Origin of the sequence: Erwinia magellanica (assembly GCF_039023495.1) — a bacterium.
Classification (GTDB): Bacteria; Pseudomonadota; Gammaproteobacteria; order Enterobacterales; family Enterobacteriaceae; genus Erwinia.
The window spans coordinates 53,736-72,634 of sequence record NZ_JBCHVC010000006.1 but is presented as its reverse complement, the minus strand read 5'-3'; the positions used below and the strand labels follow the sequence as shown (position 1 = coordinate 72,634).

Genomic DNA, 18,899 nt, shown 5'->3' with positions numbered 1-18,899 from the left:
TTAGTGAGTCCAGTATACCCTTCGCACCCCATATTTAAACTCCATTTATTTTTAGGGGCATCAGGCCCGCGCGGCGATCAGTTCACCAGTTCCAGCCCCGCCACCTGCCACCAGTAGCCGTTGCAGTTTTGCCCGGCAGCCAGCGGTAAAGGATGTTTTCCCGTTTCATTGGCCCGGTACGCCTCCAGCATCGTCAGCGTCTCTTTCCCTTCAGGTGAAAGGCGAACAATATCAACCAGCCCCTGCATGGAGATAAGGTCATTACCCAGGTTATAGCAGTAGCCGCTCATGGTCTGAATACCGTTCAGCACGAACACCTGCTGCTCCTCCTGAGAACGCACCGCCCGACCCTGGGGCCACTTGATACAGCAGGTCTGGCAATCATCTTTCCCCCGGTTTTCTGCTCTGGCGGTAAAGCAGCGCGCCGAGTAAGCCAGCGGCAGATGCCCGTAGCTCAGCACCTCCACCTCAAATTTATGCCGGATCCCCAACTCTTCACACTGTGTGAGCAAATTGGCCAGCCAGTCGCGGGAGAGTTCCACAGGCATGCACCAGCGTATCATGCCCAGTTTCAGCAGCAGCCTCAGCGTCACGGCGTTGTAGCAGTTCAGCGCATGGCCGGCCACAAAGGGAAGTCCGGCACGCGCGGCCATATTCACCGTGCCCATATCATTGGCTTCAATCAGAAACTCGCCGTTATCAACATACTTTTTCAGTTCGTTCAGCTCGGAAGATGACTGCAACAGCGCCAGCGTACTGAGAACCACCTGTTTCCCTCCCGCCGCCAGCTCTCTTGCCATTGCCAGCCAGTCGGCGCTTTTCGTGGCGCGGCGCTTGCTGCATACCGTTTCACCGAGGTAGATGATGTCGGCCTGGCTTTCTGCTGCGGCCTGATAAAATGCCTGCAACGTCTCTTGTGGCCAGTACCAGAGCACCGGGCCTAATGCATATTTCATGGAATATCCTTTACTGCCATTCACGATGATAGGCGCCCAGCGTGGTTTGTGTGCCTTCGCTCAGAGCACTCAGGGCCTTCATCCAGTTGGGGTGCGCGGAGAAATGTTCAGGATCGGCTTTGCAGCTGTCGATTGCCTGGCGCCAGATGCGGGCGATCTGCGCCACATAAGCCGGACTACGCTGACGACCTTCAATTTTTACCGACGCGATATTGGCTGCCAGTAGCGTGGGAAGCAGCTCCAGCGTATTCAGGCTGGTAGGCTCTTCCAGGGCGTGATAGGGGGCCTCTTCAACTTTATAGCGCCCCTTGCAGAGCGTGGGATAGCTGGCATTTTCATCAGCGCCATAGCGATCGATCAGCACTTCATTTAACCTGGACTCCAGCCCGGCAGGGGTTTGCTGCCAGCGTACGAAGCGCGCCGGAGAGCAGGCTCCCACCGTATTAGGCGACTCGCCTGTAAGATAAGAAGAGAGATAGCAGCGCCCCTCCGCCATGATGCAGAGGCTGCCGAAAGCAAAGACTTCAAGAGGAACCGTCGTCGCCCGAGCAAGCTGGCGCACCTGGTGAACCGAGAGCACGCGGGGCAGAACCACCCTGGCAACCTCGAAATGGCGTTGATAAAAGTTCACCGCCTCTGCATTGGTGGCGGAAGCCTGGACGGAGACGTGGCGCTCGATATGCGGGTAGCGACTGGCTGCATATTCCAGCATCGCAATATCTGCCAGGATCAGCGCATCCACTCCCGCCTGCGCCGCTATATCTACAGCGCGTTCCCAGCGCTGATAACCCTGCGGATGGGCAAAAGTATTAATCGCAACGTGCAGTTTACGTCTATGCTGATGAACGTAACGGGCCGCTTCCTGGAGGCGTTTCTCTGTGAAGTTCAGACCGGCAAAATGGCGGGCATTGGTGTCATCTTTCAGGCCGATATAGACGGCATCCGCGCCGTTTTCAATCGCCGCTTTCAGGGCGGGCAGATTACCTGCGGGACAAAGCAGTTCCATATAAAGAAATTCCGGATAAACAGAGGAAACGTTGAGTTTAGTCAGCCTTAAGACGACAACTTTTGATTTAAGGCAGCTAATGGCGTATTGATGGGAAGAAGAATTACCGACAAAAACCGGAACGTTCGCGCGCTTTTTTGATCCACCTGCCCGATCTGTTTTGCTGATATGGCAGAATAGCCGAAATTTACTCAAAAGGAGTCAGAATGGTGTTGAACCCATTACGCGCTCAACTTGTACGAAAAGGCCCGCAATGGCTGCGAACTCCCGTACAATTTGCCCCTTTCATGCTGAAAAAACAGCTGTTGCAGCAGATCCTCAACTGGCAATTTCATTATGCTCTGGCCGAAGGTGAGTTAGACTTTCTACAGGGGCGCTGGACAGGCATTGAGATCCGCGATCTGGGGCTGCGCTGGGCAACAACGGTTGAGCAGGGGAAATTACGGGTAGCCGATCGCACCCAGGCGGACGTCTGGTTTCGTGGTGACGCGAACGATCTGCTGCTGGTGGCCGCACGCAGAGTGGATCCCGATACGCTGTTCTTCCAGCGCCGGTTAGTGATTGAAGGCGATACGGTACTGGGGCTTGAAGTGAAAAATCTGATGGATGCGATTGAGCTTGAATTCATGCCAGCGCCATTGCGCTTTGGCCTAATGCAACTGGCCGATCTGGTTGAGGCTGGACTGACCGAGGACGCGAATTCCCCAGCGGATCGCGCGGGTGCACCATGTTAATTCGTTCTGAAATAGGAGTTGATGCCGCCAGCATAGACAGCCTTTTGCGTCGCTGTTTTGCCACGCCGGCAGAGGCTGAGCTGGTTCAGCAGCTACGTGAAGATGGTCTGCTCACGCTGGGCGTTGTTGCCACAGACGACGAGGGGCAGGTGCTGGGTTACGCGGCATTCAGTCCGGTTACGCTGAATGGCGAAGATAACCAGTGGGTTGGATTAGCGCCCTTAGCCGTTGATGAAAGCGTTCGTGGCCAACAGTTGGGCAAACAGCTTATATATGAAGGGCTGGATACGCTTAATGAGTTTGGCTATGCCGCGGTGGTGGTACTGGGCGACCCGGCTTATTTCGGACGCTATGGGTTTGAGCCAGCCGCCCGCCACCAGTTGCGCTGTCGCTGGCAGGGAACGGAAGCCGCTTTCCAGGTTTATAAACTGGCAGACAATGCTTTCACCGGCACGGAAGGGTATATCGATTACGCCGAGCCTTTCAACCGCGTGCGTTAAGCCACAGACTTAACGAAACAGGCTGATGCTCAATCAGCCTGATCTTTTCCTGCCTTTTTAACTGCTTGACCTGATACTCCAGGCGTGAGGCGCTGGAACGATCGCCCGCATCACACTGAAACAGCAGCTCCAGCGGCCCTTTGCCACGCAGCGCTTTTGCCCCTTTGCCACTCTGATGCTGCACAAAACGCCTGGCCACATCGTTGCTAATGCCGGTGTAGAGCATACCGCTGGCGGTGCGCAGGATATAAAGCTGCCACGGCGCAGTTTCACTTTCACTCATTGGTTCAGCCATCTTGATTCCTCTCTGCGCAGCATAGCAAAACCCGCCGCAGATGTGGCAAAGTAACGTTTTCAGGGAGAAACCATGTTTGATAACGATCAACTGAGCGCAATTGCTCGCTATTTGAAAAAGCAGCATGTGTTGTCGGTTTGCGGCGGCAATCCTGTGTGGTGCGCTAACTGTTTTTATCTCTTCAATGCTGAGAAGGCCGCGTTCTGGCTGATGACGGAAACCACAACCCGGCACGGCGAGCAGATGAGAGAAGATGAGCAGGTGGCAGGCACCGTCAATGGTCAGCCCAAATCGGTGCTGCTGATTAAAGGCGTGCAGTATGCCGGACGAATAGCTTTGCTGGAAGGCGATGAGGAGCAGGCGGCGCGCAGGGCGTACATTAAACGCTTCCCGATTGCGGCCAGAGCGACAGCGCCGTTGTGGGAAATTAAGCTGGATGAGTTAAAAATGACCGATAACGCGCTGGGCTTCGGTAAAAAACTGAGTTGGACGCGGGAATAAAGGGCCGGGGAGTGCCCCGGCCAGTCTGCAATCAGACAGTTTCGAGAATACGCAGTGACTCGCGGTTAAAGGCGGGCAGATCGTCAGGCGTACGGCTGGTGACAAATTGCTCATTGTCCACCACCACTTCTTTGTCATAGAAGTCGGCACCAGCGTTTTTCACATCAATCGCAATGGCCTTCACGGAGGTCATTTTGCGGCCACGTACGGCATTGGCGCTGATAAGCAGCTGCGGGCCGTGGCAGATGGCGAAAATGGGTTTTCCCAGGTCCACAAATTTTTTGGTGAAATTAACGAAGCGGTCATCGCTTCTCAGGCTGTCCGGCGAATGGCCGCCTGGCAGCAGCAGAGCATCAAACTCTTCGGCGCTGACGTGATCGATATCTTTATCGATCTTCACGCTGGCCTTTCCCTGCTTACCGGTAACGGTAATCCCGGCTTTTTTCTCAATGGTCACCACCTGATGGCCTGCTTTGGTATAGGCTTCTGCAGGGGACGTAAATTCTGAGTCTTCAAATTCATCGGTAATCAGTACCGCAATCTTCTTGCTCATCTTTTCCTCCGGTGATTATGTTGTTCAACGCCCTTAAGTGTGGTTGGTGATCCTGAAAAATCAAGCCAGACTGAAAGTTAACGCTTAATCTTACTGATCATACTGAAGATTTAACGGCAGGGTTTGCCAGCCAGGCAGCACATCATTTATCACAAATGGGAGAGGTTTATGAGTCGGGTACTGCTAACCGGAGCGACGGGGCTGGTGGGGAAGCATCTGCTGCGTATGCTGATTGAAAAGCCAGAGGTCAGCGAAATTATCGCCCCCACGCGCCGCAAACTTCCGGACTACCCTAAAGTCACTAATCTGGTTGAGGAAGATCTCACTGACGTCCTCAGCCCTCTGCAAACGCAGGTGGATATAGTGTTCTGCTGCCTGGGAACCACCCGCAAACAGGCGGGCAGTAAAGAGGCTTTTGTGCATGTGGATTACACGCTGGTGGTCGATACCGCCATTGCGGGGCAACGGCTGGGGGCGCAACATCTGGTCGTCGTCAGCGCCCATGGTGCTAATGCGCACTCGCCGTTTTTCTACAACAAGGTTAAAGGCAAGATGGAAGAGGCGCTGCAAAATGAGCTGTGGCTGCGTCTGACTCTGGTCCGCCCGTCGCTGTTACTGGGCGAACGCGACACCAAAAGAAGCGGCGAATCGCTGATAGCGCCCCTGTTCCGGCTGCTGCCGGGCAACTGGCGTGCCGTGTCAGCCAGAGATGTTGCCGCAGTGATGATGCGGGAAGGATTCTCTTCCACCGGGCAGGGGCTAAAAATTATCGAATCTGCTGACATCCCACGAACCGAAGCGTGAGATGAGCCGCGATTAAATTATGGCAAGAGAAAGCGGCATACTGTGGCGGCACCGGGTGTGGCAGCTTTTAGCGTAAGTAGTGAATAATCTGGTTGCTGCTTCCCCGCCAGAGCAACGCCGGATCGCGCAGCTCCTCGACATACCTGCCATCAATCAGCACGTTGATCAGATCCACCGCCTGCCGCTGCGCTGCTGTCAGCTCCTCCAGACGATAGCCGGTCCACAGCCAGACATCCTTACCGGCACACTCACGCCGTATCCGCTTCAGCAGCCTTACTATTTCCGGTACGTTAGCGGGATGCAGGGGATCGCCTCCCGAGAGGGACAACCCCTGGCGTGGGATACGCGTGTCGTTGAGGTCGGCAATCAGCTGCTCTTCCTGCTGAAGGGTAAACGGCCTGCCTGAGTTCAGGCGCCAGGTGCTCTTGTTATAGCAGCCGGGACACTGATGCTCGCATCCCGCCACAAACAGCGTACAGCGGGTACCCGGCCCGTTCACAATATCCACCGGGTAGTAGCGATGAATATTCATCCCAGCGGCCCGTCCAGGTGTTTAACGCGGCGTCTGACCTCTTCCTGCTTGCCGGCATTGAACGGACGCGCGTCCGGGCTGCCCAGATATCCGCATACCCTGCGGGTGACGGAGACCCGGCTTGCATCGTGGTTGCCGCATTTTGGACAGGTGAAGCCTTTGCTGGTGCAGGAGAATTCGCCGGTAAAGCCGCAGTCGTAACACTCATCAATTGGCGTGTTGGTGCCGTAATAGGGGATGCGGCTGTAGCTGTAATCCCAGACATCTTCCAGCGCTTTCAGGTTGTGCTGAATATTGGGATATTCGCCGTAACAGATAAATCCACCATTGGCGAGGGGCGGATAGGCGGCTTCGAAATCGATCTTGTCGTAAGGGTTAACCTTTTTTTCCACATCAAGATGGAAGCTGTTGGTGTAATAGCCTTTGTCCGTGACGCCCGGCACCACGCCAAACTCGGCCGCATCCAGCCGACAGAACCTGTCGCACAGGTTTTCGCTTGGCGTGCTGTAGAGGCTGAAGCCATAGCCGGTTTCGTTCTTCCAGCGATCCGTTGCCTGGCGCAGATGGCTGACAATAGCGATGGCTTTATCCTGTAGCCGCTTGTCGTCATAAGGATGAATTTCACCCCCGCTCAGCGCATTCAGGGTTTCGTGCAGGCCGATATAGCCCAGCGAGATCGAAGCGCGTCCATGTTTGAATATCTCCGCCACGTTATCATCCGCTTTCAGCCGTACGCCGCAGGCGCCTTCCATATATAAAATGGGTGCCACCCGTGCTTTAACATTCTCCAGCCTGGCGATACGCGTCATCAGCGCCTTTTTCGCCAGCGCGAGGCGTTGATCCAGCAGCGTCCAGAAGCGCGCTTCCTCTCCTTTTGCCTCCAGCGCGATGCGCGGCAGGTTCAGGCTGATTACGCCAATATTATTACGCCCGTCATGGACCATTTCACCGTTCTCTTCCCATACCCCCAGGAAGCTGCGGCATCCCATTGGCGTCTTAAACGAACCGGTAGTTTTCACCACCTGCTCGTAGTTAAGAATATCGGGATACATCCTTTTGCTGGCGCACTCCAGGGCAAGCTGCTTGATATCGTAATTTATATCGCCCGGCAGGCGGTTAAGCCCCTCTTTGATGGCAAAAACCAGTTTGGGAAACACCGCCGTTTTATGATTTTTCCCCAACCCGGCGATGCGATTGCGCAGAATAGATTGCTGCACCAGCCGGGCAGACCAGCTGGTTCCCAAACCGAAGCCGAAGGTGACAAACGGCGTCTGGCCATTAGCGGTATGCAGAGTGTTGACCTCATATTCCAGCGACTGAAAAGCGTCAAAGCACTCTTTTTCGGTGCGCTGCTGGGCATAGGCTTCCGCATCCGCTATCTGCCACTCCTGCGCCGTTCTGCGGTGCTTCTCCAGGCTGGCCTCAACGAAAGGTGCCAGCACTTCATCTATCCGGTTAATCGTGGTGCCGCCGTAGATATGGCTGGCAACCTGAGCAATGATCTGGGCGGTCACGGCGGTGGCGGTGGAGATGGACTTCGGCGGTTCGATTTCTGCATTGCCCATCTTGAAGCCCTGGGTCAGCATCCCCTTCAGGTCAATCAGCATGCAGTTAAACATCGGGAAGAAGGGTGAATAGTCCAGGTCGTGGTAATGCAGTTCGCCACGCTCGTGGGCCATAACAATATCACGAGGGATAAGATGCTGAGTGGCATAGTGTTTTGCGACAATCCCCGCCAGTAAATCCCGCTGAGTGGGAATGACTTTGCTGTCTTTATTGGCATTTTCGTTCAGCAGCGCAGGGTTACTTTGCTCAACCAGCCCCCGGATAGCTTTATTCAGTTTGCCCCGGAGTTCCCTGGCGAGGTCGCGGTCGTGACGATATTCAATATAGGTACGGGCAAGCTCCGGGTAACGGCCAGCCATAAGATGATTTTCAACGGTTCGCTGAATATCGTTAATATCCAGGCTCTCGTGTTGCAGCAGCTGCCGGCAAATTTCTGCGGTGACTTCTGCACAATACGCCTCATCATCAATCGCCGCCGCACGGGCGGCTCCTTTGATCGCTTCGCCAATGCGTGACGCGTCAAATAACACGTTGCAGCCATCTCGTTTGATTACCCTGACCACTCGCCCTCTCCTTACCGGTAACTATATATAGTTTGCTTGGGGCATGATAAACCCTATATATAGTGATTGCGCGAGTTTAACTGGGGGTTTGTTGATCCAGGACATAGACTGGAAAACTCTGGAGAGTTCCTCGCCAGGCGGCCTTTTATAACCTCTTTTTTTCAGGCGCAGGAGAGAAGGGGCCGACCACGGACGGGACGATCGGCGTTGGGCAATCAGGCGTTGATGCCGCCATCCACGTTCAGACCTGTACCGGTGATCTGGCCAGCGGCCGGACTGGCGAGAAAAGTGACCGCTGCCGCGACATCTTCCGCCTTACCGTAATGTCCCAGTGCTATGTACTGACGCTGAGCCTCAGCGCCTTCACCCTCTGCCGGATTCATATCACTGTCCGTTGGACCAGGGTGCACCAGATTAACAGTTATGCCTTTTGGGCCAAGATCTCTTGCCAGGCCGCGAGTAAAAGAGAGCAGCGCGGATTTGGTCATTGAATAGATGCTGATCCCCTGCATCGGCACGCGTTCTGCCAGACAGCTTCCAATATTGATGATGCGGGCGCCCTGACCTAAATGTGGCAGCGCCGCCTGGGTAGTGAGAATAACGCCACGAACGTTAACATCCAGCATGAGATCAATATCCTCCAGCGACATCTCCTCCAGCATGCCGCCGCGCGCCACACCGGCATTGTTCACCAGAATATCCAGCCCGCCGAGGGCGTTTACTGTCTCCTCTACTGCCCGCTGGGTCTCTTCCGCCACGGCACTGCTGGCCTGGATGGCGACGGCGCGACGGCCCAGCGCTTCAATAGCGGCCACCACTTCGGCGGCTTTATCCGCTGATTTCTCGTAGGTGATGGCGATATCAGCGCCCTGGCTGGCGAGAGAGAGGGCGATAGCTTTGCCTAATCCACGGCTGGCGCCGGTAACCAGCGCGCGTTTTCCTGAAAGTGCATTCATAGGTAACCTCTATTATGTGTCGATCGGTATGTAATTATCCTATGTGCGGTTGCAGCGTTCCGTCAACCGGATTATCATAACGATCGACACAAAAATTGAGGGTGCTATGGCTGTAAGAGGAAGACCAAGAAGTTTCGATCGGGAAAAAGCGCTGATCGCCGCAATGTGCCTCTTCTGGCAGAAAGGTTATACCGCGACCTCAATGGCGGATCTCTATCAGGTCATGGGGATCAATTCTCCCAGCCTCTATGCCGCTTATGGCAGTAAAGAGGATCTCTATCAGGAAGTGATTAACTACTACGTGCAGCACATGGCACCACGCATCTGGTCGGTGCTGGCCTCCGCCAGCTCTGCGTATGAGGGCGTCTCTGGCTGGCTGAACCAATCAGCTGAAGTACTCACCTGCAAGGATTACCCTCCGGGCTGCATGGTCACGCTCTCAACGGTCGCCAGTGAAGGTAACGAGAGGCTGGGCGCCTGCGTCAAACGTTGTCGTCTTGAAGGGCAGCAAATACTGGCAGACCGGCTGAAACGGGCCGTAGCGGAAGGTGAACTGCCGGCAGCGACAGATACCGGAGCGCTGGCACAGATGTATATCAGCCTTCAGCAGGGAATGTCGTTGCAGGCGCGAGACGGTGCCAGTCGGGAGGATTTACAGAAGGTGGCGCGGCTGGCGATGAATCTCTGGCCAGAGAACGCGCAGGATCGCATTTTTTGCCTCCTGAAAAGCTAGCTTTGGTTGCATTAGTGGCAGAGGAATTCATATTATTGCCTGTTATGCAGAGCAAACAGGGTTTTGCTCAGGTCATCCCGGGATAGAGTCTGATGCCTTCTGTGACGTACAATGAGAAACAGGTTAGCCGATGGATCGGTGCGCGCACCGTTGCCAGGGCAAAAAGCCTGGTAGAAAAAGCGCAGAATATTCAATGGCAAAACGATCTGCTGACCGGTGAAGTGCCGGGCAGAAAGGTTGAACCGTTTCAGGTTATGGTGCATTTCAGCCGCCCGCAGGGCAAGCTCCATGCCAGCGGCGAATGCACCTGTCCGGTGAAGAACAACTGTCGTCATGTTGCTGCGGTGATGCTGGCTAACCTCCAGCACTCCGTTGCCACAGCGCCGAAAGAACCGATAGCTAACAGCCTCTCTGTTCAGCCAGTTCCCACGCTCAGGCTGGAGTCTCGCGCAAAGTTTGTCAGCGGGTTTGGTCGCTACGGCCACCGCCAGAAAAAGCTGGATTTCGCCGCGGTGCATTTTGACTATGGCGGGATCGCGGTGGCCGCTGGCAGCAGCGGCGAGCGCTTCACCGACCGCAAGGGCACGCCGTTCCTGATCCAGCGTCACTCGGCTCTGGAAGAGAGCTGGCTGAATGAGATCAATGCTGCCGGGCTGAACACTATCCCCGCAGGCCATATTTATACGCCGGAATCCGCACCTTTACCGCCCTCTATATTTGCGCCTGATACGCCATCCGGATGGCGGGAGTTCATTCGCCTTCAGCTTCCCAAACTACGCCGGCGCGGCTGGAAGGTGAGCATGGATGAAGACTTCACCTGGAACGTCACCGAGATTGCTGAAATTGCCGGGAAGGCCATTCAGGAGCAGGATGGCTGGTTCAGCCTGGAGCTGGAAGCCAGCGTAGGTCGCCGCCAGGTACGCATGCAGCCGCTGCTGGCGGGGCTGTTTCAGAAAGACCGACGCTGGTTTTCCGGCAATCTTAACCAGATCCCCGATGAGGAAGTGATCGAACTCAGAAGCGATCGCAACGAACGGCTGCATATCAGCGCTGGCGTGATGAAACCGCTGGTGGGCAATCTGGTCGATCTGTTTGCAAAGGGGATGAGCACGCCGCTGCGCATTGCGCCTTATGAGGCCGGTCGGTTAACGGCACTGCATGACACCGGGCGCTGGCAATTCCACGGCGAGAGCAGCGTATATCAGCTGGCGGAGCGGTCAGGCGCCAGCGGAGGCATTCTGCCCGTTGAGCCGCCAAAGGGGCTACAGGCCCAGCTGCGCGATTATCAGCAGCAGGGATTGAACTGGATGCAGTTTCTGCGCGCCCACGATCTCTCAGGCGTGCTGGCGGATGATATGGGGCTGGGGAAAACGATCCAGACCCTGGCGCACCTTCAGTTAGAAAAAGAGGCGGGCAGGCTGGATCGTCCGGCGCTGATCGTCGTGCCTACCACGCTGGTCTATAACTGGACGCAGGAAGCAAGCCGCTTCACGCCAGAGCTGAAAGTACTGGCGCTGACCGGGCCGGATCGTAAAGCCTTTTATGATGAGATCCAGCACTACGACGTGGTGCTGACCACCTATTCCCTGCTGTGGCGGGATCAGCCGCAGCTGCTGGGCCACAGCTATCACCTGTTGATCCTGGACGAAGCGCAATATGTGAAAAACAGCGCTTCCCGCGCCGCCTCGGTGATCCGCTCGCTGAAGTCACGCCACCGCCTTTGCCTGACAGGCACGCCGCTGGAAAACCATCTTGGCGAACTCTGGTCGCAGTTTGATTTCCTGCTACCCGGTTTTCTTGGCAGCGAAAAGGAGTTTACCCAGGAGTGGCGTATACCAGTCGAACGTAACGGCGATCGGGTACGCAGAGAGCTGCTGGCGCGGCGCGTCAGGCCGTTTATGCTGCGGCGGCGCAAGCAGGAGGTGGCGAAGGAGCTGCCGCCCAAAAATACCATCGTGCGTTCCGTAGAGCTGGAAGGCAGCCAGCGTGAGCTTTATGAATCGGTGCGCAGTGCGATACAGGAGCGTGTGCAGCTGGCGGTTCAGCAGCAGGGCGCGGGGCGCAGCCATCTGCTGGTGCTGGATGCGCTGTTAAAGCTGCGGCAGATTTGCTGCGATCCCCGTCTGGTGAAGATCGACAAAGCGGCGAAGGTAAAACATTCCGCCAAGCTGGCGCTGCTGCGGGAAATGCTCACCGACCTGCTGGCGGAAGATCGCCGCATTCTGATCTTCTCTCAGTTCACCGCCATGCTCTCTCTGATTGCTGAGGAGCTGCAAAAGGCGCGGATCCCGTTTGTGACGTTAACAGGCAGCACCCGCGACAGAACCGAGCCGGTAAGGCGTTTTCAGGAAGGGGAAGTACCGGTATTTCTGATTAGCCTGAAAGCGGGCGGCGTCGGGCTGAACCTGACCGCCGCCGACACGGTGATCCACTACGATCCGTGGTGGAACCCGGCAGCGGAGAATCAGGCAACGGATCGGGCCTACAGACTGGGCCAGGATAAACCGGTCTTTGTCTATAAGCTGATTGTTGCGGGCAGCATTGAAGAGAAAATTGTGGCGATGCAGCAGCAGAAAGCTGAGCTGGCAGAGGGCATTCTGGAAGATGAGCTGAGCGAGCCGGGCCAGTTCACCAGTGATGACCTGGCCGCGTTGCTTGCTCCTCTCTGACAGCCTCAGCGCTTCTGATACCACCAGACCGCTTCCCACGGACGCAGCATCACCTCGCCTGGCGTGACGTGGGTATCGGGGTAGTTGCTGATCAGCACATCCCACTGGCCGCTGTAGGCCGGTGGGTGCCACACCTGCGTCTCCGCACTGAAATTGGTGGCGACCACCAGCGTTTCTTTTTCATAGCGGCGGCAGTAGCACCAGAGCCAGGGATGCTCCGGCAGCAGATCGAGATAATCGCCCCAGGTGAGGATCGCATACTCTTTTCTCAGCTGGATCAGCCGCTGATAGGTGTAAAACACCGATCCTTTATCCGCGACCGCCGCCTGCGCATTGATGGTCTCCATATTGTCGCACATGCCAATCCACGGCGTGCCGGTGGTAAATCCACCGTTTTCACTCGCATCCCAGGGGATGGGCGTCCGGCCATTATCGCGTGATTTACTGGCGAGGATCGCCAGCAGGTTATCGCTGTCGCGCCCCTGCGAGCGCAGCTCTGCATACATGTTGTGGCTTTCAATATCCCGGTAATCCAGAATGCGGGTAAAATGGGGATTGGTCATCCCCAGCTCTTCACCCTGGAAGATATAGGGCGTGCCCTGCATACCGTGGAGCACCAGCGCCAGCATTTTGGCGGACTGCACGCGATACTGTCCTTCATCTCCCCAGCGTGACACCACGCGAGGCTGATCGTGATTACACCAGAACAGCGCGTTCCACGCCTTATTATGCATTCCCTGCTGCCAGTGGGTGAAAATCGCTTTCTGCGCCACCAGATCCAGCGGCGTCAGGGTCCATTTCTGACCGTTGTAAAAATCCACCTCTACATGATCGAAGCTGAACACCATCGACAGCTCTTCGCCTTCCAGCGAGCCGTAGCGCTGGCAATGCTCCAGCGTTGCCGAGGACATTTCGCCCACCGTCATTAACTCGCGCGGGCGGAACACGTCGCGGCTCATCTCCTGCATATATTCATGAATGCGCGGCCCATCGGTATAGAGACGCAGTCCGTCTCCGTTGGGATCGTCAGGAAAGTCCTGATGCTTGGAGACCAGATTCACCACGTCAAGCCGCAGTCCGTCAATGCCGCGGTCTGCCCAGAAGTTGACGATTTGCTTGAGTTCCGCGCGAAGATTCTCGTTTTCCCAGTTCAGCTCCGCCTGTTCCGGCGCCCACAGGTGCATATAATACTGGGCGCTCTCCGGATGCCAGCGCCAGGCGCTGCCGCCAAATTTTGACTGCCAGTTATTGGGCGGCTGGTTGGGCGTACCGTCCCGCCAGATATAGTACGAGCGGTAAGGACTCTCTTTATTCAGCGCTTCGTAAAACCAGTGGTGCTGCGTGGAGCTGTGGTTAAACACCATATCCAGGATAAGGCGCATTCCGCGGGCGTGCGTCTCCTCCACCAGCCGGTCAAAGTCGTTCAACGTACCAAAAATGGGATCGATGGCGGTGTAGTTCGCCACGTCATAGCCATTGTCTACCTGCGGAGAAATATAAAAGGGCGTCAGCCAGATAGCATCTACGCCCAGCTCCTTCAGATAATCCAGTCGCTGTATCACCCCCGCCAGATCGCCCATGCCGCTACCGGTGGTGTCCTGAAAACTCTTTGGATAAATTTGATAGATAACGCCGTTCTGCCACCACGGTGGAATTTTTGTCATTGCTCAATCCTGATTCTCAGGTGAAAGGGTCTGGCTGCGCACAATAGTGTTCTAAAGCCTTGTTGTTCTTCCTTAAGATTAGCCATTAACTCGCAAGGTGTCACAAAACAAGAAGCAGGTTGTTCCCGAAGCGATGTGTAACTTGATGTGTAAAGCGAATTATGTTTTATGGTTTTTTTGCTTTTTTTTGCCCGTCGCCCCTCTGGAGAAGTGTCATGATCGGAACCCTGCGTTTTACGTTGCTTGCCACCTCATTACTGGTCTCACTTTATGCTCATGCCACCCCTGCTGGCAACCTGCCGCTGATGCCCTGGCCTCAGCAGGTTGAACAGCCGGAAGGGGGCGGAAGCCTGGCGCTGAATAACCAGCTCTCTGTAAACATCCGGGGGGATGCACTGCCGGGTGCGGTGGATCGCTGGCGTCAGCGGATTGGCCTGCAAACCGGCTGGCAAATGCTGCCGCAAACCGGGGATGTGGCGAACGCCACCATTACGATAACCATCGCCAAAAGCGTCGATCCTCTTCCCCAGCCGGACAGCGATGAGAGCTATCATCTTCTGGTAAACAGCGAAGGCGTTAAGCTGGAGGCGGCTACCCGGTTTGGCGCACTGCGCGGCATGGAAACGCTGCTTCAACTGGTAGAAAACGGTGAGAGCAACAGCGCTATTCCTTATGTGGAGATCCATGACAGTCCACGCTTCCCATGGCGAGGGATCCTGATCGACTCCGCCCGCCACTTTATGCCGCTGGAGACGATCCGCAGGCAGATCGATGGTATCGCCAGCGCCCGCATGAACGTATTTCACTGGCACCTTACTGACGATCAGGGCTGGCGCTTCGCTTCCACGCACTTCCCCCAGCTCCAGCAGAAAGGCAGCGACGGCCTCTTCTATACCCAGGATCAGATGAAAGCGATCGTGCAGTATGCGGCGGATCGTGGCGTCCGCGTGGTACCGGAGATCGATCTTCCCGGCCACGCTACCGCACTTGCAGCGGCGATGCCGGAGCTGATCAGCGCGCCCGGCCCTTATCAGATTGAGCGCGGCTGGGGGGTGTTTAAGCCGCTGCTGGACCCCAGCAACGAGCAGGTTTATGCCTTTATCGACACGCTGATTGGCGAAGTCACCGCAGTGTTCCCCGACCCCTGGCTGCATATTGGCGGCGATGAGGTGGACGCCACGCAGTGGAAGGAGTCCAAATCCATTCAGGCGTTTATGCAGCAGAAAGGGCTGAAGGATGAACAGGCGTTACAGGCGTATTTCAATCAGCGGGTCGAGAAGATCCTGGAGAAACATCAGCGAAAAATGGTTGGCTGGGATGAGATTGCCCATCCCGATCTGCCCAAAAGCATCCTGATCCACTCCTGGCAGGGACAGGATGCGCTGGGGGAAGTCAGCAAGCAGGGTTATCGCGGCATTCTCTCCGCCGGGTTCTACCTTGACCAGGCACAACCTGCTGCCTACCACTACCGTAATGAAGTCTGGCCGGAGGGGCTGAACGGACAGGATCGTCTGGAGAAACAAGACACAGCCCAGAGCTGGCAGTTTATTCTGCCCCGCCTGAAGGGAAGCGCGGTGAAGGGCAGCTTTACGCTGGTGCAACGGGACGGGGAATGGCGGGGCTTTATTGATTTTGCCGGCAAGTCGCGCCGCCTGGTGCGCAATGTGGCGTGGCTGACGCCGCAGCAGGTCACCTTCAGCGTGGATACGTGGATGGGCGAATTGCAGCCGGTAGTCACTCTGGCAGGAGAGAAACTCACGGGCTACATGCGCGTAGGCAACGTGCGCTATCCCACGCAGGGCAGCAAGCTGAAGGCCGTGCCTGAAGGTATCCAGCCCAGCGTACCGGACGAGCAGCAGATGAAGGATAACCTGCTGGGGGGCGAAGTGGCGCTGTGGGCGGAAATTATCAACCCGCAGGTGATTGATGTGCGCCTGTGGCCGCGAGCCTATGTGGTGGCAGAGCGGCTCTGGTCGGCAAAAGATGTCACTGACGAGCAGAATATGACTCAGCGGCTGGCGCAGGTGGACAGCTGGTCCGCCGTTTCGGTGGGTTTACAGCAGCATGCGCAGGCGCAGACCCAGATGATCCGCCTGGCAAACAGCAGCAGCATCGTTCCGCTGGAAATTTTTGCCGAAGCGCTGGAGCCGGCTCAGTATTACACCCGCCAGCACCTGAAGTTCCAGGCGGGGCACTACACTCTCAGCGAGCCGCTGAACCGCCTGGCCGATCTCCTGCCCGCCAGCAGTAACAAGGTGCAGGAGCTGGAGCGGCAGGTGGATGCGCTGATTGCCGATCGCGGTAACCAACAGGCAATGCAGGCGATTCGTCACCAGCTGCGGCAGTGGCAGCAGAATGTGCCAGAAGTGATGCCGTTGCTGGCGCAGAATTATCAGCTACAGCCGTTAAAGCCGGTGGCGCAGCAGTTGCAGGAGATCAGCAGCACAGGGCTATCTTTGCTGGATGCGATAGAGCAGAACCGGACGTTTGGCGCAGCCGATATCACAGCAATGCAGGCGAAACTGGACAAGGCCGCCGCAGTTCAGGATGAAGTGGTGCTGGCGCTGGTCTATCCGCTGGAGAAACTGCTGCGGGCAGTACGATAAGCGAAAAACCCTCTCCTGCGTGCGGGAGAGGGAATGTCTGCTGCTTCACTTTTTACTGTTTAGCCGGTGCAGAAGAGGCAGGCGCTTAGCGACGAACGGCGATCGCTTCGATTTCGATTTTCACATCTTTAGGCAGGCGGGCAACTTCCACGCATGAACGGGCCGGGAAGCTGGCCTGGTGCTCAGTGAAAAAGGCTTCATAAGTGCTGTTGACGGTAGCGAAATCGTTCAGGTCTTTCACAAAGACGGTGGTTTTCACGATATCGCCAACCTTCAGACCGGCAGCTTCCACAATCGCCTTCACATTTTCCAGCGACTGGCGCGCCTGAGCGGCGATATCGTCGGCAACGGAGCCGGTTTTGGGATCGACCGGGATCTGGCCAGACGTGATGATCATGCTGCCCAGATCGACGCCCTGCACGTAAGGACCAATAGCGGCTGGTGCGTTTTCAGTGCTGATTTCGCGAGACATAATTTCTCCCTGTAAATGAAGTTGTGGGTGAGAGGGAGAAACCTCTCCCGCTGTACCACCCGTCCGGCTCATTATAGGCTGCTGAAGGCTGATTACCAGTTCGCCAGCACCACGTGGTGAGCGAAGGATTTTTCACAATATTTGCAGGTCAGACGCACGTCATCCTCACGCTTTTTCACCGCAAAGCTCGATTTAACCGGCTCGCTGCGGCTGATGCAATTGCTGTTAGGGCAGGTCAGCACCTGTTCGATACGCTCCGGCAGGGCGGGGGCACTTTTGCCCACCACCTCATAATTATCGATGCGGTTAACGGTGGCATGGGGCGCGTAGACCGCCAGCTGGTTGATCTGATCGTCGGTGAGAAAAGTGTTCTCGATCTTGATCAAATCTTTCCGGCCCATCTCGCCGGAAGGCAGGTTCAGGCCGATGGTGATGCGCTGGTCGGTTTCTGTCAGGCGGAACAGCGACAGCAGCTTAAAGCCAATCTGTGCCGGAATATGGTCGATTACCGTGCCGCGTTTGATCGCTTCAACCTGCAATTTGTTATCTTGCGTCATTATGTTTCCCTCTTACAGAACCGGTTCGCTGTTCAGGACCAGCGCAAGCAGCGCCTGGCGTGCGTAGATGCCGTTTCCGGCCTGCTGGAAGTACCAGGCGTACGGCGTTTTATCCACATCAGTAGCGATCTCGTCGATGCGCGGCAGCGGATGCAGCACCTTCATGTTTTCACGGGCGGCGGCGAGATCGGCAGCGCGCAGCACAAACTGTGCTTTCACGTTGGCGTATTCAGAAGGGTCGAGACGCTCTTTCTGTACGCGGGTCATATAAAGAATATCAACCTGCGGCACGACCTCTTCAATGCTGTCGTGGCGGCTCCAGATGATGCCTTTCTCATCCAGCACGTCGGTGATATAGGAGGGCATCGCCAGCGCATCCGGGGCGATAAAGAAGAAGCGGTTGCCGTCAAATTTCGCCAGCGCCTGGGTCAGCGAGTGCACGGTACGGCCATATTTCAGATCCCCGACCATTGCCACGTTGAGGTTGCTCAGGCGGCCCTGGGTTTCCTGAATGGTAAACAGGTCGAGCAGCGTCTGGGTAGGGTGCTGGTTGGCACCATCTCCGGCATTCAGGATCGGGATGCCGCTGGAGAATTCCGTCGCCAGCCGCGCCGCGCCTTCCTGCGGATGACGCATGACGATGGCGTCCACGTAAGTGCTAATCACGGAAATCGTATCGGCCAACGTTTCTCCCTTTTTACCTAGCGAGGTGTTGCTGCCGTCAGCAAACCCCACGACGGAAGCGCCCAGACGGTGTATCGCCGTTTCAAAGGAGAGACGGGTGCGCGTGGAGGCTTCAAAGAAGCAGCTCGCCACCACGATGTGCTTCAGCAGTTCCGGCTGAGGAGTCGCCTTGAGGCTGGCGGCAGTGTGCAGCACCAGCTCCAGCTCTTCCCGGTTAAGGTCATTGATTGAAATGATGTGTTTTTGAAACAGGGGATTAGCCATGATCTCTCCTCTTAACCTTCACCTTTCAGGGCCAACCGGGCCTGAAAACTGTTGGCATGCCATTACTGTGAGCTGAAAAATGGGCAAAAAAAAGCCCCTCACTGAGGGGCTTTTTTTATGATCGGCGGTGCCAGGGAAGAAGAAACGGCGCTGCCCGCCTGCGGACAGGCTGGTCACTTCAGCAATGTGAACGATACTCAGTTTCATGCATTCTCCCGGCAAACGGTGGCGATTATACGCGTTCAGTTTGCGGCGGCAAGCAAAAATCCGCGCCTCTGAGCGCC

The 18,899-nt window shown here is 56.2% G+C and carries 19 protein-coding genes; 8 read left to right on the top strand and 11 right to left on the bottom strand.

Annotated elements, in window-relative coordinates:
- Positions 1–77: 77 nt before the first annotated feature.
- Together AAH450_RS18925 and ubiU are read right to left on the bottom strand one after the other, a co-directional pair.
- On the bottom strand, positions 78–956 hold the full coding sequence (locus AAH450_RS18925) for a U32 family peptidase (protein WP_342911613.1): 879 nt from the start codon (positions 954–956) through the stop codon (positions 78–80).
- Between the two features lie 10 nt (positions 957–966).
- On the bottom strand, positions 967–1,962 hold the full coding sequence (ubiU, locus tag AAH450_RS18920) for a ubiquinone anaerobic biosynthesis protein UbiU (protein ID WP_342911612.1): 996 nt from the start codon (positions 1,960–1,962) through the stop codon (positions 967–969).
- A gap of 206 nt (positions 1,963–2,168) precedes the next feature.
- Between ubiU and ubiT the strand changes: the two genes are divergently transcribed.
- Positions 2,169–2,696: a ubiquinone anaerobic biosynthesis accessory factor UbiT gene (ubiT, locus tag AAH450_RS18915; protein WP_342911611.1), complete on the top strand. Its 528-nt coding sequence runs from the start codon at positions 2,169–2,171 to the stop codon at positions 2,694–2,696.
- Entirely contained in the window at positions 2,690–3,196 is a 507-nt protein-coding gene (locus AAH450_RS18910; RefSeq protein ID WP_342911610.1) for a GNAT family N-acetyltransferase, read from the top strand. The genes ubiT and AAH450_RS18910 overlap by 7 nt, the downstream gene beginning before the upstream one ends.
- On the opposite strand, the gene AAH450_RS18905 is transcribed toward AAH450_RS18910, so the two are convergent.
- Positions 3,180–3,491 (bottom strand): GIY-YIG nuclease family protein, encoded by a 312-nt coding sequence (locus tag AAH450_RS18905; RefSeq protein WP_342911609.1) that lies wholly within the window; start codon positions 3,489–3,491, stop codon positions 3,180–3,182. The two genes, AAH450_RS18910 and AAH450_RS18905, sit on opposite strands and share 17 nt — an antisense overlap.
- Positions 3,492–3,563: 72 nt before the next feature.
- Here AAH450_RS18905 and AAH450_RS18900 point away from each other — a divergent pair, with 72 nt between their 5' ends.
- Positions 3,564–3,992 (top strand): YhbP family protein, encoded by a 429-nt coding sequence (locus tag AAH450_RS18900; protein WP_342911608.1) that lies wholly within the window; start codon positions 3,564–3,566, stop codon positions 3,990–3,992.
- Positions 3,993–4,023: 31 nt separating this feature from the next.
- Here the strand turns inward: AAH450_RS18900 and AAH450_RS18895 are convergent, their stop codons facing one another.
- Positions 4,024–4,545 carry a type 1 glutamine amidotransferase domain-containing protein gene (locus AAH450_RS18895; protein WP_342911607.1) on the bottom strand — a complete coding sequence of 174 codons (522 nt, stop codon included), beginning with the start codon at positions 4,543–4,545 and terminating at the stop codon, positions 4,024–4,026.
- 168 nt (positions 4,546–4,713) lie between these two features.
- Here AAH450_RS18895 and AAH450_RS18890 point away from each other — a divergent pair, with 168 nt between their 5' ends.
- Positions 4,714–5,349, top strand: a complete 636-nt coding sequence (locus tag AAH450_RS18890) for an NAD(P)H-binding protein (RefSeq protein WP_342911606.1) — start codon at positions 4,714–4,716, stop codon at positions 5,347–5,349.
- 67 nt (positions 5,350–5,416) lie between these two features.
- On the opposite strand, the gene nrdG is transcribed toward AAH450_RS18890, so the two are convergent.
- The 3 genes from nrdG to AAH450_RS18875 form a co-directional block, all read right to left on the bottom strand.
- Positions 5,417–5,881 (bottom strand): anaerobic ribonucleoside-triphosphate reductase-activating protein, encoded by a 465-nt coding sequence (nrdG, locus tag AAH450_RS18885; protein WP_342911605.1) that lies wholly within the window; start codon positions 5,879–5,881, stop codon positions 5,417–5,419.
- Positions 5,878–8,010 (bottom strand): anaerobic ribonucleoside-triphosphate reductase, encoded by a 2,133-nt coding sequence (nrdD, locus tag AAH450_RS18880; RefSeq protein ID WP_342911604.1) that lies wholly within the window; start codon positions 8,008–8,010, stop codon positions 5,878–5,880. The genes nrdG and nrdD overlap by 4 nt, the downstream gene beginning before the upstream one ends.
- Before the next feature lie 215 nt (positions 8,011–8,225).
- Positions 8,226–8,966, bottom strand: a complete 741-nt coding sequence (locus tag AAH450_RS18875) for a 3-oxoacyl-ACP reductase family protein (RefSeq protein ID WP_342911603.1) — start codon at positions 8,964–8,966, stop codon at positions 8,226–8,228.
- A 106-nt stretch (positions 8,967–9,072) separates the two neighbouring features.
- Here AAH450_RS18875 and AAH450_RS18870 point away from each other — a divergent pair, with 106 nt between their 5' ends.
- Both AAH450_RS18870 and AAH450_RS18865 read left to right on the top strand, forming a co-directional pair.
- On the top strand, positions 9,073–9,699 hold the full coding sequence (locus AAH450_RS18870) for a TetR/AcrR family transcriptional regulator (RefSeq protein ID WP_342911602.1): 627 nt from the start codon (positions 9,073–9,075) through the stop codon (positions 9,697–9,699).
- Positions 9,700–9,791: 92 nt separating this feature from the next.
- Complete coding sequence (locus AAH450_RS18865) at positions 9,792–12,368, top strand: DEAD/DEAH box helicase (RefSeq protein ID WP_342911601.1); 2,577 nt, start codon at positions 9,792–9,794, stop codon at positions 12,366–12,368.
- Positions 12,369–12,373: 5 nt separating this feature from the next.
- Here AAH450_RS18865 and treC read toward each other — a convergent pair whose 3' ends face one another.
- Entirely contained in the window at positions 12,374–14,032 is a 1,659-nt protein-coding gene (gene treC / locus AAH450_RS18860; protein ID WP_342911600.1) for an alpha,alpha-phosphotrehalase, read from the bottom strand.
- A 215-nt stretch (positions 14,033–14,247) separates the two neighbouring features.
- On the opposite strand from treC, the gene AAH450_RS18855 reads away from it, so the two are divergent.
- Entirely contained in the window at positions 14,248–16,638 is a 2,391-nt protein-coding gene (locus AAH450_RS18855) for a beta-N-acetylhexosaminidase (RefSeq protein WP_342911599.1), read from the top strand.
- Positions 16,639–16,723: 85 nt separating this feature from the next.
- On the opposite strand, the gene ridA is transcribed toward AAH450_RS18855, so the two are convergent.
- The 3 genes from ridA to pyrB form a co-directional block, all read right to left on the bottom strand.
- On the bottom strand, positions 16,724–17,110 hold the full coding sequence (ridA, locus tag AAH450_RS18850) for a 2-iminobutanoate/2-iminopropanoate deaminase (protein ID WP_318791588.1): 387 nt from the start codon (positions 17,108–17,110) through the stop codon (positions 16,724–16,726).
- A gap of 92 nt (positions 17,111–17,202) precedes the next feature.
- The gene (gene pyrI, locus AAH450_RS18845) at positions 17,203–17,667 is read right to left on the bottom strand and encodes an aspartate carbamoyltransferase regulatory subunit (protein ID WP_318791589.1); all 465 of its coding nucleotides are present in this window, start codon (positions 17,665–17,667) and stop codon (positions 17,203–17,205) included.
- A 12-nt stretch (positions 17,668–17,679) separates the two neighbouring features.
- Complete coding sequence (gene pyrB / locus AAH450_RS18840; protein WP_342911598.1) at positions 17,680–18,615, bottom strand: aspartate carbamoyltransferase; 936 nt, start codon at positions 18,613–18,615, stop codon at positions 17,680–17,682.
- A 117-nt stretch (positions 18,616–18,732) separates the two neighbouring features.
- On the opposite strand from pyrB, the gene AAH450_RS18835 reads away from it, so the two are divergent.
- The gene (locus tag AAH450_RS18835) at positions 18,733–18,894 is read left to right on the top strand and encodes a hypothetical protein (protein WP_342911597.1); all 162 of its coding nucleotides are present in this window, start codon (positions 18,733–18,735) and stop codon (positions 18,892–18,894) included.
- The last annotated feature ends 5 nt before the right edge of the window (positions 18,895–18,899 follow it).